Source organism: Pseudomonas sp. Eqa60 (assembly GCF_018326405.1).
GTDB lineage: Bacteria > Pseudomonadota > Gammaproteobacteria > Pseudomonadales > Pseudomonadaceae > Aquipseudomonas > Aquipseudomonas protegens.
Map to the genome: position 1 here is coordinate 5,243,512 of NZ_AP024342.1, position 12,579 is coordinate 5,256,090.

11 protein-coding genes and 1 pseudogene are annotated in these 12,579 nt (G+C 63.7%); all 12 read right to left on the minus strand.

The window, feature by feature from the left end; genetic code table 11:
- Positions 1 to 32: 32 nt before the first annotated feature.
- The 12 genes and pseudogenes from astE to KI242_RS23595 all read right to left on the minus strand — a co-directional run bounded on the left by astE (position 33) and on the right by KI242_RS23595 (position 12,574).
- Positions 33 to 1,043: a succinylglutamate desuccinylase gene (gene astE, locus KI242_RS23540; protein ID WP_212805600.1), complete on the minus strand. Its 1,011-nt coding sequence runs from the start codon at positions 1,041 to 1,043 to the stop codon at positions 33 to 35.
- A gap of 13 nt (positions 1,044 to 1,056) precedes the next feature.
- On the minus strand, positions 1,057 to 1,344 hold the full coding sequence (locus tag KI242_RS23545; protein ID WP_011062766.1) for a hypothetical protein: 288 nt from the start codon (positions 1,342 to 1,344) through the stop codon (positions 1,057 to 1,059).
- Positions 1,345 to 1,400: 56 nt separating this feature from the next.
- On the minus strand, positions 1,401 to 2,747 hold the full coding sequence (astB, locus tag KI242_RS23550) for an N-succinylarginine dihydrolase (protein WP_011062767.1): 1,347 nt from the start codon (positions 2,745 to 2,747) through the stop codon (positions 1,401 to 1,403).
- A 136-nt stretch (positions 2,748 to 2,883) separates the two neighbouring features.
- Positions 2,884 to 4,353, minus strand: coding sequence for a succinylglutamate-semialdehyde dehydrogenase (gene astD / locus KI242_RS23555; protein ID WP_172621772.1), 1,470 nt, complete (start codon positions 4,351 to 4,353; stop codon positions 2,884 to 2,886).
- The gene (gene astA, locus KI242_RS23560) at positions 4,350 to 5,375 is read right to left on the minus strand and encodes an arginine N-succinyltransferase (protein WP_015636679.1); all 1,026 of its coding nucleotides are present in this window, start codon (positions 5,373 to 5,375) and stop codon (positions 4,350 to 4,352) included. The genes astD and astA overlap by 4 nt, the downstream gene beginning before the upstream one ends.
- 84 nt (positions 5,376 to 5,459) lie before the next feature.
- Entirely contained in the window at positions 5,460 to 6,479 is a 1,020-nt protein-coding gene (gene aruF / locus KI242_RS23565) for an arginine/ornithine succinyltransferase subunit alpha (RefSeq protein WP_011062770.1), read from the minus strand.
- A gap of 133 nt (positions 6,480 to 6,612) precedes the next feature.
- Positions 6,613 to 7,833: an aspartate aminotransferase family protein gene (locus KI242_RS23570; RefSeq protein WP_011062771.1), complete on the minus strand. Its 1,221-nt coding sequence runs from the start codon at positions 7,831 to 7,833 to the stop codon at positions 6,613 to 6,615.
- Positions 7,834 to 8,195: 362 nt separating this feature from the next.
- A complete protein-coding gene (gene argR, locus KI242_RS23575) occupies positions 8,196 to 9,176 on the minus strand; it encodes a transcriptional regulator ArgR (RefSeq protein WP_011062772.1) in 981 nt (326 codons plus the stop codon).
- 112 nt (positions 9,177 to 9,288) lie between these two features.
- A complete protein-coding gene (locus tag KI242_RS23580) occupies positions 9,289 to 10,053 on the minus strand; it encodes an ATP-binding cassette domain-containing protein (RefSeq protein WP_011062773.1) in 765 nt (254 codons plus the stop codon).
- A 23-nt stretch (positions 10,054 to 10,076) separates the two neighbouring features.
- Positions 10,077 to 11,188: pseudogene (locus tag KI242_RS23585) on the minus strand (succinylglutamate desuccinylase/aspartoacylase family protein).
- Between the two features lies 1 nt (position 11,189).
- A complete protein-coding gene (locus tag KI242_RS23590; RefSeq protein ID WP_015636682.1) occupies positions 11,190 to 11,888 on the minus strand; it encodes an ABC transporter permease in 699 nt (232 codons plus the stop codon).
- Positions 11,885 to 12,574: an ABC transporter permease gene (locus tag KI242_RS23595; RefSeq protein WP_011062776.1), complete on the minus strand. Its 690-nt coding sequence runs from the start codon at positions 12,572 to 12,574 to the stop codon at positions 11,885 to 11,887. The genes KI242_RS23590 and KI242_RS23595 overlap by 4 nt, the downstream gene beginning before the upstream one ends.
- Between the last annotated feature and the right edge of the window lie 5 nt (positions 12,575 to 12,579).

Here is a 12,579-nt window from a genome sequence, read left to right on the forward strand (position 1 = left end):
GCTCCTGCGGGGGCCCGGCTTGCCGGCGAACCTCAGGCCAGGCCGTCGGCCGTGGCCGGCACAATCAGAATCCCTGCGCGCAAGCCGTTCTTCACCTTGGGATTGGGAAAAATGATCCGTGCCCCCGTCTCCTCGATGACCCAGCGGGTCTGGGCGATATCCTCGGCCAGCAGGTAACCCACTTCCAGTTCGGAAAAGTTCTCGATGTCTGCCGGCAGATGCAGGTGGAAGCTGTCGCTGTGCTTGATGACTTCCCGAGCCACGCTGAACAACTGCAACCCGTCGAGGCTGTCCTGCTCCGCAGGTGGTTCGCTACCGTCGATGATCTGCTTGAGCCGGGTTTCCAGGAGTTCGACATTGACCCCCTGGTTCTGCCCGAATGGCCGTGCCTTGCCCAACTCCAGGGTGAAGGACTCGGCCCCCAGCTGATCGTAGGTGTAGGCACTGAAGACGATGGAAGGCTTGTTCTGCAACAGCACCGCTTCCATACCGGCAGCCCGCAGGCGGGCCAGCTCACGGCGTGAATGCTGACGCCCGTCCTTCCATGGGTACAGGGCAAACTGCTCGATCTTCGAGCCGCGGATTGCCGTGTGCAGGTCGTAGTGCAGGCGCTGGCGATCGGGCTGGCTGAAGAAGCTCGCCGCCAATCGCTCCAGTTCACAAGCGCGCAGGGCTTCGAAACCACTGCTCGATTCATGCCGGCCATTGAACAGCCGGTTGACGTCCTGTTCGACAAAACGCTCGCCGCGGCGCATGGCCTCGGGGTTGCCGAACAGGAACAGGATACGTGCGCGGGGCTTCAGATCGCCCCGGGCGATGTCATGCAACAAGCGGTCGAGCAGCTCGATGGGAGCCGTCTCGTTGCCATGGATTCCCGCTGACAGCAGCAGGTCCAGGCCGTTATCGCGAGCCTCGGGCGGCCGCACTTCCAGCGCCCCCTCGCTCAGCCAGCGCATGCGCACGCCGTCGACAGTCAGTTGAGTCTTCTCCGCCGGTTCACGGCCGGCGAGGGTCAGTTCAAGCAGTTTGCCGAGGGCGAGCATAGAGCGGACTTCCTTAGTGGGCGTGGCCGCAGTCAGGGCCATGCACGTGATCATCGTCACCGGCATCGGCCGGCTCCATTTCCAGTTGCAGGCTGACCAGGTTGGTCGCCAGTGGGCGCAGCAGCAGGCTGGCGTATTCCGCATCGCCTTCTTCCACATCCACGCCGATCAGCAGCTGGCCGCGGCCGTCCTGCTGGATCCACACTTCCTTGCCCTGCCACAGCACGGCGAAACGGGTGCAGGACGTTTCCAGCTGAGTGCCGTCGGTGTCTTCAAGGATCAGCTGCAGGGTATCGCTCATGGGTCGGTTCTCATCTGGGGTAAAGCTGCGCGCCCGGGATCGCCGGGCGCTGGCTTTCAATTGATCTGGAAGGGATAAACCGCGCCCAGTTTAAGGATTTGCGTCAGTTCATCCAGTGCCGTCCGGCACTCAAGCAGCAGTTGCGGGTCCGCCAGGTCGCTTTCGCTCAGGCGGTCGCGATAGTGCTTGCCGACCCATTGGGTCAGGGTGTCGTACAACGGCGCGGTCATGATAACCCCAGGATTGACCGCCGCCAGTTCGGTTTCCTTGAGCGCTACGCGCAAGCGCAGGCACGCCGGGCCACCGCCGTTCTGCATGCTCTGCTTGAGGTCGAAGACCTTCACTTCACGAATCAGCCCGCCAGAGCTGGTGAGGCTTTGCAGGTACTGCCAGACCCGCTCGTTGCCGCGGCATTCCTCGGGCACGATCAGCAGCATCGAGCCGTCGGCGCGTGACAGCAACTGGCTGTTGAACAGGTAGGAGCGCACGGCATCTTCCACCGTCACCTGCGAACGCGGCACGCAGATCGACTGGAAGTTGCCGCCGCGCTTGCCCAGCTTGCCCTGCAACTCGGCGAGCATCTTATCGGTCTCGAGGAAGGCGTCCTCGTGATAGAACAACACCTCGCCATTGCCCACCGCGATCACGTCGTTGTGGAACACGCCCTGGTCGATCACCGAAGGGTTCTGCTGGGCATAGACCACCCCTTCCTCGCTCAGGCCATGCAACCTGGCGACGGCCTGGGAAGCTTCCAGGGTCTGGCGCGCCGGGTACTTCTGCGGTGCCGGGTAGCGAGTATCGAAAGCACTGCGACCGAAGACGAAGAACTCCACGCCGGCCTGGCCATAGTCACGGCAGAAGCGCGTGTGGTTGGCGGCGCCTTCGTCGCCGAACTGCGCTACCGCCGGCAGGGCCGCGTGATGGGCGAAGTGCTTCTGGTCAGCGAACATGGCCCCCAGCACGCGACTGGTGGTGGGGTGCTCGATGCTGCGGTGGTATTTGCAGTTGAGGTTGGCGGCAGTGAAGTGCACACGGCCATCGGCGGTGTCGGCACTGGGGCTGACCGTGGCGGCGTTGGCCACCCACATGCTCGATGCCGAGCAACTGGCGACCAGCAATGGCATCGCCTGCTTGGCGGCCTGCTGGATGACTTGGGCGTCTGTTCCGGCAAAACCCAGGTTGCGCAGGGCGGCCACGTCCGGGCGCTCTTGCGGGGCGAGCACGCCTTGCTGAAAGCCCATTTCCATCAGCGCTTTCATTTTCGCCAGGCCTTGCAGCGCCGCTTCCCTGGGATTGGAGCCCTGCTGGCTGTTGCTCTGGGAGGCAACGTTGCCGTAGGACAGGCCGCCGTAGTTATGGGTCGGCCCCACTAGCCCGTCAAAATTGACTTCATAGGATTTCATCAGCGAGGCTCCACGAATCTGTTTGTTATAGGCAATCGATATCTACACATGGCGAACGCGGTGCGCTCGTTCGCCGGCAAGTCGGCTCCTGCACAGATCTGCAGGAGCCGGGTTGCCGGCGAAAAGGCCACGCCAATCAGGACAGGCGCACACCCGGCGTCAACGCGCTCGGCAGCACCAGGCTCGGGGTTTCCAGGGAAGCCACCGGGTACGCGCAGTAGTCCGCCGCGTAATAGGCACTGGCCCGATGGTTGCCCGAGGCCCCCACGCCACCGAATGGCGCGCTGCTGGCGGCGCCGGTCAACTGCTTGTTCCAGTTGACGATACCTGCTCGACTTTCCAGCCAGAACTGCTGGTAGCGCTCGGCGGAGTCCGACAACAGACCGGCCGCCAGGCCGTACTGAGTGTTGTTGGCCTCGGCGATCGCGTCATCGAAATCAGCGTAGCGGATCACTTGCAGCAACGGCCCGAACAGCTCCTCATCAGGGCGCTCGGCCACGGCGCTAACGTCCAGGATGCCAGGGGTCAGCAAGGCGGCCTGGGCCTGGGGCTGGGTCATTTCCAGCAAGGCTACGGCGCCGTTGGCCAACAGCTGCTGCTGCGCATCCATCAGTGCGCGGGCGGCGCCCAGGGAGATCACCGAGCCCATGAACGGCGCAGGCTGCTGGTCAAACGCGCCGACCTCGATGGTTGCGCTGACCGCCACCAGGCGCGCCAGCAACGTGTCACCCCAGGCGCCTTGCGGCACCAGCAAGCGCCGCGCGCAGGTGCAACGCTGGCCAGCCGAGATAAAGGCCGACTGGATGATGGTGTACACCGCAGCGTCCAGGTCGGCGACCTGCTCCACCACCAGGGGGTTGTTGCCGCCCATTTCCAGGGCCAGGATCTTGTCCGGGCGCCCGGCGAACTGCTGGTGCAGGTGATTGCCGGTACGGCTGGAACCGGTGAAGAACAACCCATCGATACCCGGATTGGCCGCCAGGGCGATGCCGGTTTCCCGAGCGCCTTGCAGCAGGTTCAGCACACCGGCCGGCAGGCCGGCTTCGATCCAGCACTGCACCGTCAGCTCGGCGACTTTTGGCGTCAGCTCGCTGGGTTTGAACAGCACGCTGTTACCGGCCAGCAAAGCGGGAACGATGTGCCCGTTAGGCAGGTGGCCAGGGAAGTTGTAGGGGCCGAACACCGCTACCACACCGTGGGGCTTGTGCCGCAGCACGGCGGTGGCGTCGCCCAGCGGGCCGCTCTTCTCGCCGGTACGCTCGCGGTAGCTCTGCACCGAGATGGCGATCTTGTTGACCATGCTGGTGACTTCGGTGGCAGCTTCCCACAGCGGCTTGCCGGTTTCCTCGCCAATGCAGCGGGCCAGTTCGTCGGCACGGCTCTTCAGGCTGGCGGCAAAGGCTTCGAGCACGCTGATGCGCTCTTCCAGGGAACGCTTGGCCCAGGCCGGAAACGCCTGGCGGGCAGCCTGCACGGCGCTCTCCACTTGTGCGGCAGTGGCACCGTTACCCGACCAGATGACCGCCTGGGTCACCGGATTGACCGAGGTGAAGGCCTCGCCCTGACCGGCCAGCCATTGGCCGGCAATGTACAGCGTGCTCATTATTTCGACTCCCGAGAAGCAGACAGCGGAACCGCGCGGACCTGGTCGCCGGCGTTGAGTTGCAGGCGCTTGGCGGTCAGGGGATCGACCACCAGGGTGCCGGCGGCAAAGCGCGCCGGCGCCGCGGTGATGCGGCAGTCCTCGCGCTTGCGGTTGTGGATCAGGAACGGCGTGGCGTCGTCGCCCGGGGTGCCGATGGCCAGCACCAGCGCCTGGCTGTCACGCACTGCGCGGATCTTGCTGGTCTCGCACTCCACCGCCGGGCCGGCGTCGAAGATGTCGACATAGCCCTGGTAGCTGAAGCCCTCGCTCTTGAGCATGGCCAGCGCCGGCTCGGTGTCGGTGTGGACCTTGGCGATGACGTTGCGCGCATCTTCGGACAGGAAACAGGTATAGAGCGGGAACTTGGGCATCAGCTCGGCGATGAAGGCCTTGTTGCCGACGCCGGTCAGGTAGTCGGCCTGGCTGAACTCCATCTTGAAGAAGTGCCGGCCCAGGCTTTCCCAGAACGGCGAGCGGCCATTCTCGTCGGACATGCCCCTCATCTCGGCAATGATCTTGTTGCCGAACAGCTGCGGGAACTCGGCGATGAACAGCATCCGCGCCTTGGCCAGCATGCGGCCGTTGAGGCCGGTGCGGTAATCGGCATGCAGGAACAGCGAGCACAGCTCGGAGTTGCCGGTCAGGTCATTGGCCAGGAACAGCGTGGGGATCTCGCGGTAGATGTTCAGCTCCTGGGAGGCGCTGACCGTCAGGCCCACCCGGAAGTTGTACCAGGGCTCGCGCAGGCCGACGGCGCCGGCGATGGCGGAAATGCCCACCACCCGGCCGTTGTCGTCTTCCAGCACGAACAGGTAGTCCGCATCGCCGCGCTCGGCTTCACCGCGAAAGGTCTTTTCCGCCCAGCCGACCCGGTGGGTCAGGCGCTCTTCGTTGGCCGGCAAGGTGGTGAGGCCAGTGCCGGTGCTGCGGGCCAGGTCGATCAGCGCGGGTAAATCGCTGCTGCGTACGGGACGAACGATCATGCTATCTCCTCAGACGCAGGCCGCTGGCGGCCTGCGCGAAACTCGCTGCTTCTAGGCTTGCTTTCCAGGTAGTGAAAGCAGGCGTTAAACCGCCACCAGGCGCACGCTGGCGCCTTCGCCGACGCCCAGGGCTTCGGCGGCTTGCAGGTCCAGGGTCACCGGTTTGCCCGGGGCGTAATCCAGCTCCAGCAACACGGCGCGGTAATCCTGCAACTGGCCGTTGGAGACCAGGTACTGGCGGCCGCCGCCCTTGGCTGCTTCACCGATCTTCACCGGCACCACGCGGCTCTGGGCAATCGAGCGGATACCCGAGACCCGCGCATGCAAGGTCGGGCCACCGTCGAAGATGTCGATGTAGTGATCGGTTTCAAAACCTTCGCGCATCAGGATGTCGAAGGTGATCTGTGCCCGCGGGTGCACCTGGCCCATGGCTTCCTGGGCCGCATCCGGCAGCAGCGGCACGTAGATCGGGTAATGGGGCATCAGCTCGGCGAGGAAGGTCCGGCTTTTCAGGCCGCACAGGCGCTCGGCCTCGGCGTAGTTGAGGTCGAAGAAGTTGCGCCCGATGGCATCCCAGAACGGCGAGTCGCCATGCTCATCGCTGTAGCCGACGATCTCGGTCACCACCGAATCGGCGAAGCGCTCCGGGTGGCTGGCGACAAACAACAGGCGGCCGCGGGAGTTGAGCTCCGACCAGGCCGAGCCCACCAGCTCCGGTACCACGTAGAAACTGGTCAGCAGGCTGTTGCCGGTGAGGTCGTGGCACTGGGACAGGACGTGGATCTTGTTGTGGATCTTCAGCTCGCGGGAAGCGTGGACGAAGGTTTCGTTGCGAAAGCTGTAGAACGGCTCGGAGTAGCCGGCCGAGGCGACAATCGCCGAGCAGCCCACCAGCTTGCCGCTGTCGGTGTCTTCCAGGACGAAGAAGTAGCTCTCTTCACCGTTGAAGCTCACTTCAGCGGCGAACGAAGCCTCGCTTGCGGCGATCTTGTCGCTCAGGCGATCCACATCATCCGGCAAGGAGGTGACACCAATCGGGCTGTCTGCAGCCAGACGCTGTACCTCGCCCAGATCAGCCATTTGCGCGGGGCGCATCACCAGCATGGTGTCACTCCTTACTCTAAAACAGGTCGGAAACCGTCCGACTCAGGGAAAAAAATGCCGGGATAGCCCGGCACAGGAATTAGGCTCGACGCCGGCCGCAAAGGCCGGCGCCGAGAAGCACCGCCGCCCTGGATCAGGCTTGAGTCAATTTCGCCACGGCGCGCTCGAAGCGGTCCAGGCCCTGGTCGATATCGGCATCCTCGACCACCAGGCTCGGCGCGAAGCGCACCACGTCAGGGCCGGCTTGCAGGATCATCAGGCCTTCTTTCTCGGCCGCGTTGAACACGTCCTTGGCCTTGCCCTTCCAAGCCTCGCTGAGCACGCAGCCGAGCAACAGGCCCAGGCCGCGGACTTCAGTGAACAGGCCGTACTTCTCACCGATCTGCAACAGACGGGTCTTGAAGCGGTCGTGCTTGGCTTTCACACCATTGAGCACCTGTGGGGTGTTGATCACGTCGATCACCGCCTCGGCCACCGCACACGCCAGCGGATTGCCGCCGTAGGTGGTGCCGTGGGTGCCGACTACCAGGTGCTTGGCCAGCGCTTCGGTGGTCAGCATCGCCGCGATCGGGAAACCGCCGCCCAGGCTCTTGGCGCTGGTGAGGATGTCCGGGGTCACGCCGTAATGCTGATAGGCGAACAGCTCGCCGCTGCGGCCCATGCCGGTCTGCACTTCGTCGAACACCAGCAGCGCGTTGTGCTGGTCGCACAGCTCGCGGGCGCCTTGCAGGTAGGCCAGCTCGGCCGGCAGCACGCCGCCCTCGCCCTGGATCGGCTCCAGCACCACGGCGCAGGTCTTGTCGGAAACCGCGGCTTTCAGGGCGGCCAGATCGTTGTACGGCACATGGGTGATGCCGGTGATCTTCGGACCGAAGCCATCGGAGTACTTGGACTGGCCACCCACGTTCACGGTGAACAGGGTACGACCGTGGAAGCTGTTCAGGGCGGCGATGATTTCGTACTTCTCGGCGCCGAAACGATCGTGAGCCACGCGACGGGCCAGCTTGAAGGCGGCCTCGTTGGCTTCTGCGCCGGAGTTGCAGAAGAACACGCGCTCGGCGAAGGTGGCGTCGATCAGCTTGTGGGCCAGGCGCAGGGCCGGCTCGTTGGTGAAGACGTTGGACACATGCCACAGTTTGCCCGCTTGCTCGGTCAGTGCGCCTACCAGGGCCGGATGGGCGTGGCCCAGTACGTTGACCGCGATGCCGCCGGCGAAGTCGATCAGTTCCCGACCCGACTGATCCCATACTCGGGACCCCGCGCCACGCACAGGAATGAAGGCCGCAGGTGCGTAGTTGGGAACCATCACCTGGTCGAAATCGGCGCGTTGCACCGGAGCTTGCTCAACGGACATCGGAGTCTCCTGAAGAGGAACACCCGCCTGAAACTGGCGAGCGATGGAGGGATTGTAAGGACAGTTTTGTGCCCGGCCTTGTCGCCAAGCGACAACTTCTTATAGCGCCAACCCAGGTTTTAAGCGGGTTTATGGCAATGCGACAAATAGCGTCGCAAAGGCGCAGTTTAAACTGCGCACAGCCTCAGCGGCAGATTTGCCGGGCAATTTGCCCAAGGTAATTACCCAGGTAGTTACGTGGCGGGCGGCCCCAAATCTCGAAAAGGTTATCGACGTTACGACAAGAGGGCGTCGAACAGGATTTTGCGGGCGAGCGGGTTGCCTGTGGGATTCGCCGGCAAGCCGGCTCCTACAATACGGGGTCAGCCGCGCTCGGAAGGCACGGAGGAGAGCTCGAACGGGCTGCTGCTGCGCCGCTGATTGCGATCTTCGCGCGGGGTGGCGCCAAAGAAGTTGCGATAAGCACTGGAGAAGTGCGGGCCGGAAGAGAAACCACAGGACAGGCCGATCTGGATGATCGACTTGCTGGTCTGCATCAGCATCTGCCGGGCCTTGTTCAGGCGCAGCTCCAGATAATACTGGCTGGGCACGCGGTTCAGGTACTGCTTGAAGATCCGCTCCAACTGACGACGAGAAACACAGACGTGCTGGGCAATCTCGTCGGTGGTCAGCGGCTCCTCGATATTGGCCTCCATCAGCAGCACTGCCTGGGTCAGCTTCGGATGGCTGGAGCCCAGGCGATTTTGCAGCGGGATACGCTGGCGCTCGCCACCTTCACGAATGCGCTCCACCACCAGTTCCTCGGACACCGCACCGGCCAGCTCGGCGCCATGATCCCGGGCCAGCACCGCCAGCAGCAGGTCCAGCACCGACATGCCACCGCACGCGGTCAGGCGATCACGGTCCCAGTCGAACAGATGGCTGGTGGCGATGACCTTGGGAAAACGCTCGGCGAAATCATCCTGCCAGCGCCAGTGCACCGCTGCCCGATAACCATCGAGCAACCCCAGTTGTGCCAAGGGGTAAACCCCGGCTGACAACCCACCAATCACACAGCCGGCACGCACCAGCTGCTTGAGGGCACTGCTCAAGCCGGAACTCATCGGCGCCGGCGGCTCGTCCGCCAGCAGGAACAGCTTCTGACAACCTTCCAGCTTGCCCGCCCAAGGCTCGCCCGGCAGTTGCCAGGCGCCTTCGGCCGGGGCTTCGGCCTGCAGGAAAGCCAGCTCATAGACCACTTCCGGGTGCACCCGCTGGGCAACACGCAAGGCCTCCTCAGCCAGCGCCAGCGTCAAGGCTTTAGTGCTGGGCCAAATCAGGAAACCAATTCGATGGGCAGTCATGGCGGGCAATCCGAAACGAAAACAAGGTGAGAAGCCAAGGGCGGCAGCACCAAGTTAGACCATCTGGCGCGCGGTGCGCAGCATGACCTAATTTGGTGCACAACGGCAGCTATTACTTGAGGCTGCCCGAGAGGAATTGTTGCAAACGTTCTGATTGCGGGTTCACCAGCACTTCACGCGGGTTGCCGCTCTCTTCCACCACCCCCTTGTGCAGGAACACCAGCTGGTTGGACACCTCACGGGCAAAGCCCATTTCGTGGGTCACCACTACCATGGTCCGGCCTTCCTGGGCCAGGGCCTGCATGACCTTCAGGACGTCGCCCACCAGTTCCGGGTCCAGGGCCGAGGTCGGCTCGTCGAACAGCATGACTTCCGGCTCCATCGCCAGGGCCCGGGCAATCGCCACACGTTGCTGCTCGCCACCGGACATGTGCCCCGGGTAGGCATCCTTGCGATGCGCCACACCGACCTTGGCCAGGTAGTGCTCGGCCTTCTCGCGAGCCTCGGCCTTGGACACACCCAGCACATGCACCGGCGCTTCCATAATGTTTTCAATCGCGGTCATGTGCGACCACAGGTTGAAATGCTGGAACACCATCGACAGGCGCGAGCGCATGCGCTGCAGCTGCTTGGGATCGGCGGCCTTCAAGGCGCCGTCCTTGTTGGCTACCAGCTTCAGCTCTTCGTTGTTCAGCAGGATCTTGCCCGCATGGGGCTGCTCCAGCAGGTTGATGCAGCGCAGGAATGTACTCTTGCCCGAGCCACTGGAGCCGATGATGCTGATTACATCGCCAGCTGCGGCCTTCAAGGACACGCCCTTGAGCACTTCGTGACTGCCATAGCGCTTATGCAGGTCTTGGACTTCAAGTTTGTACATGCGGTCGGTTCTCACAAAAACAGTCAGTCGTTGAGCAAGCGCCCGTGACGCAGCGCTTCGCGCCCCGCCACCTTGGCCAGCCAGAAACCGGGTTGGGCATAACGCAGCCGCTCAACGGCGAACAGCACGCCGCTGGTGCCAGCACACACCGTGCTGACCCGATCGGATAGGGGATCAATCACTTCAAAAACCGGCTCGCCCGCCTCCACCCAGCTACCGGCCGGACGCAGAAAGCTCACCACGCCGGGGTGCGGCGCATACAGCAGTTGGGTGCCTTCGAAAGGCATGGCCTCGCAGGCTTCGCGCCCGGGGCCGGCCAGTCACCGGCAATCAACCCCTGCTCGGCAAGAAACGCCAGGATGCCTTCGGCGTGCGCTTGGGCCTGAGGCCGCCCGGTGTCGGCCTGGCCGCCCAGCTCAAGGGTGGTTGCCAGGCAAGCCAAGGGGATCTGCGCTTCAGGGAACTGCCGCGACAGGCGCAACCAGGGCAACGAGCAGGCTTCGTCGAACGAACTGCCACCGGAATCTTCCGCCAGCAGGCCGACCTTCACATCCAGGTGCGCGGCCAGGGAGCGCCACTGCGGCCAATGCTGCGGCAATGCATACATGTGCAGCGCCGCCTCGGCATCGCAATGCAGGTCCAGCACCACATCAGCGCTGCAGGCATGGCTCAGGAGCACCCGCTGCATGCCCTGCAACTGGCTGGACGCCGGCGGTAGCTCCGCCAGCACCTCGGCCATGGCCTGGCGAATCAGGCGCACATTGGCGTGCGGATCATCCCCCAGGCGCCCTTGCAGGCGCTGGCCGACCGGCTCGCTCAACTCGACGAAATCACGGTTGAAGTTCTTGCCGCTGCCGGCCTCGAAACGCCCCTGGTGATTGCCTTGCAGCAACTGGCCCAGGCCCAGCGGGTTGGCCACCGGCACCAGCTCGATGACGCCGTTGAGAGCCCCCTGGGCTTCCAGTTCGCCGAGGCGCTTCTTCAGCTCCCAGGCAGTACGCATGCCCGGCAACTCGTCAGCATGCAGGCTGGCCTGGATATAGGCCTTGCGCTCGCCGCTGCCGAAACGGAACACCGAGATATGCCGCTCGCTACCCAGGTGATTCCAGGGCAATGGATGATCGATGCGTTCCATATCAGTGCTTCCGCGGCGCCAGGTAGCGCAGCCAGCGGCCTTCGGCCAGCTTGAACAGGCGCACCAGGATAAAGGTCAGGCACAGGTAGAACACGCCGGCGGTGATGTAGGCCTCGAACGGCAGGTAGTACTGCGCGTTGACCGTCCGCGCCGCGCCGGTGATGTCGATCAGGGTCACGATGGACGCCAGACTGGTGGTCTGCAGCATCATGATCACTTCGTTGCTGTACTGCGGCAGTGCGCGGCGCAGAGCCGATGGCAAGAGAATGCGGCGATACATCTTGTAGCGCGACATGCCCATGGCCTTGGCCGCCTCGATCTCGCCATTGGGCGTGGCCTTGAGGCTGCCGGCGATGATTTCCGCGGTGTAGGCGCTGGTGTTGATGGCAAAGGCGAGGCAGGCGCAGAAGGTCGCGCTGGACAGCCAGGGCCAGAGGAAACTCTCGCGCACCGCTTCGAACTGAGCCAGGCCGTAGTAGATCAGGAACAGCTGCACCAGCATTGGCGTGCCGCGGATCACATAGGTGTAGAGCCAGGCTGACATGTTCACCAGCGGCTGCTTGGACACCCGCATCAGCCCCAGGGGCAGCGCCACCAGCAAACCGAAGAACAGCGACAGCGCCAGCAGTTTCAGGGTGGTCAGCAGGCCGCCGAAGTACAGCGGCAGGGCCTCATAGATGACGTTGTAGTCGAAGATCATAGATCAGCCGCCCTTACGCCTACCGAGTAGCGCTTCTCAAGGTAACGCAGTGCCAGCAACGAGACGCTGGTGATCACCAGGTACATCGCCGCCACTGCAAGGAAGAAGGTGAATGGCTCGCGAGTGGCATCCGCCGCCTGCTTGGCCTTGAACATCATGTCTTGCAGGCCCACCACGGAAATCAGCGCGGTCGCCTTGGTCAGTACCAGCCAGTTGTTGGTGAAGCCGGGAATCGCCAGGCGAATCATCTGCGGCACCATCACCCGGAAGAACACCTGGAAGCTGCTCATGCCGTAGGCCATGCCGGCTTCCGCCTGCCCCTTGGGGATCGCCATGAAGGCGCCACGGAAGGTTTCGGAGAGGTAGGCACCGAAGATGAAGCCCAGGGTGCCGATACCGGCCGCCAGCGGATTGAGGTCGATGTAATCGTCATAACCCAGCAGCGGCGCCACCCGGTTGAGCAGATCCTGGCCGCCGTAGAAGATCAGCAGGATCAGCACCAGGTCGGGAATACCGCGGATTACCGTGGAGTACAGGTCGCCCAGCCAGGCCAGCCAGCGCACCGGCGAGAGGCGCAGCGCAACCCCGATCAGACCCAGAACAATGGCCAGGGCCATGGACGACAAGGCGAGCTGAAGCGTCAGCCAAGCGCCATCGAGGATGACAGCCCCGTAGCCTTTCAACATGATTC

What these genes read in the sequence shown, in the direction of transcription:
- astA (WP_015636679.1), bottom strand. Translation starts at nt 5,375, where the DNA reads ATGATCGTTCGTCCCGTACGCAGCAGCGATTTACCCGCGCTGATCGAC.
- KI242_RS23580 (WP_011062773.1), bottom strand. Translation starts at nt 10,053, where the DNA reads ATGTACAAACTTGAAGTCCAAGACCTGCATAAGCGCTATGGCAGTCAC.
- aruF (WP_011062770.1), bottom strand. Translation starts at nt 6,479, where the DNA reads ATGCTGGTGATGCGCCCCGCGCAAATGGCTGATCTGGGCGAGGTACAG.
- astE (WP_212805600.1), bottom strand. Translation starts at nt 1,043, where the DNA reads ATGCTCGCCCTCGGCAAACTGCTTGAACTGACCCTCGCCGGCCGTGAA.
- astB (WP_011062767.1), bottom strand. Translation starts at nt 2,747, where the DNA reads ATGAAATCCTATGAAGTCAATTTTGACGGGCTAGTGGGGCCGACCCAT.
- KI242_RS23545 (WP_011062766.1), bottom strand. Translation starts at nt 1,344, where the DNA reads ATGAGCGATACCCTGCAGCTGATCCTTGAAGACACCGACGGCACTCAG.
- KI242_RS23590 (WP_015636682.1), bottom strand. Translation starts at nt 11,888, where the DNA reads ATGATCTTCGACTACAACGTCATCTATGAGGCCCTGCCGCTGTACTTC.
- KI242_RS23595 (WP_011062776.1), bottom strand. Translation starts at nt 12,574, where the DNA reads ATGTTGAAAGGCTACGGGGCTGTCATCCTCGATGGCGCTTGGCTGACG.
- KI242_RS23570 (WP_011062771.1), bottom strand. Translation starts at nt 7,833, where the DNA reads ATGTCCGTTGAGCAAGCTCCGGTGCAACGCGCCGATTTCGACCAGGTG.
- argR (WP_011062772.1), bottom strand. Translation starts at nt 9,176, where the DNA reads ATGACTGCCCATCGAATTGGTTTCCTGATTTGGCCCAGCACTAAAGCC.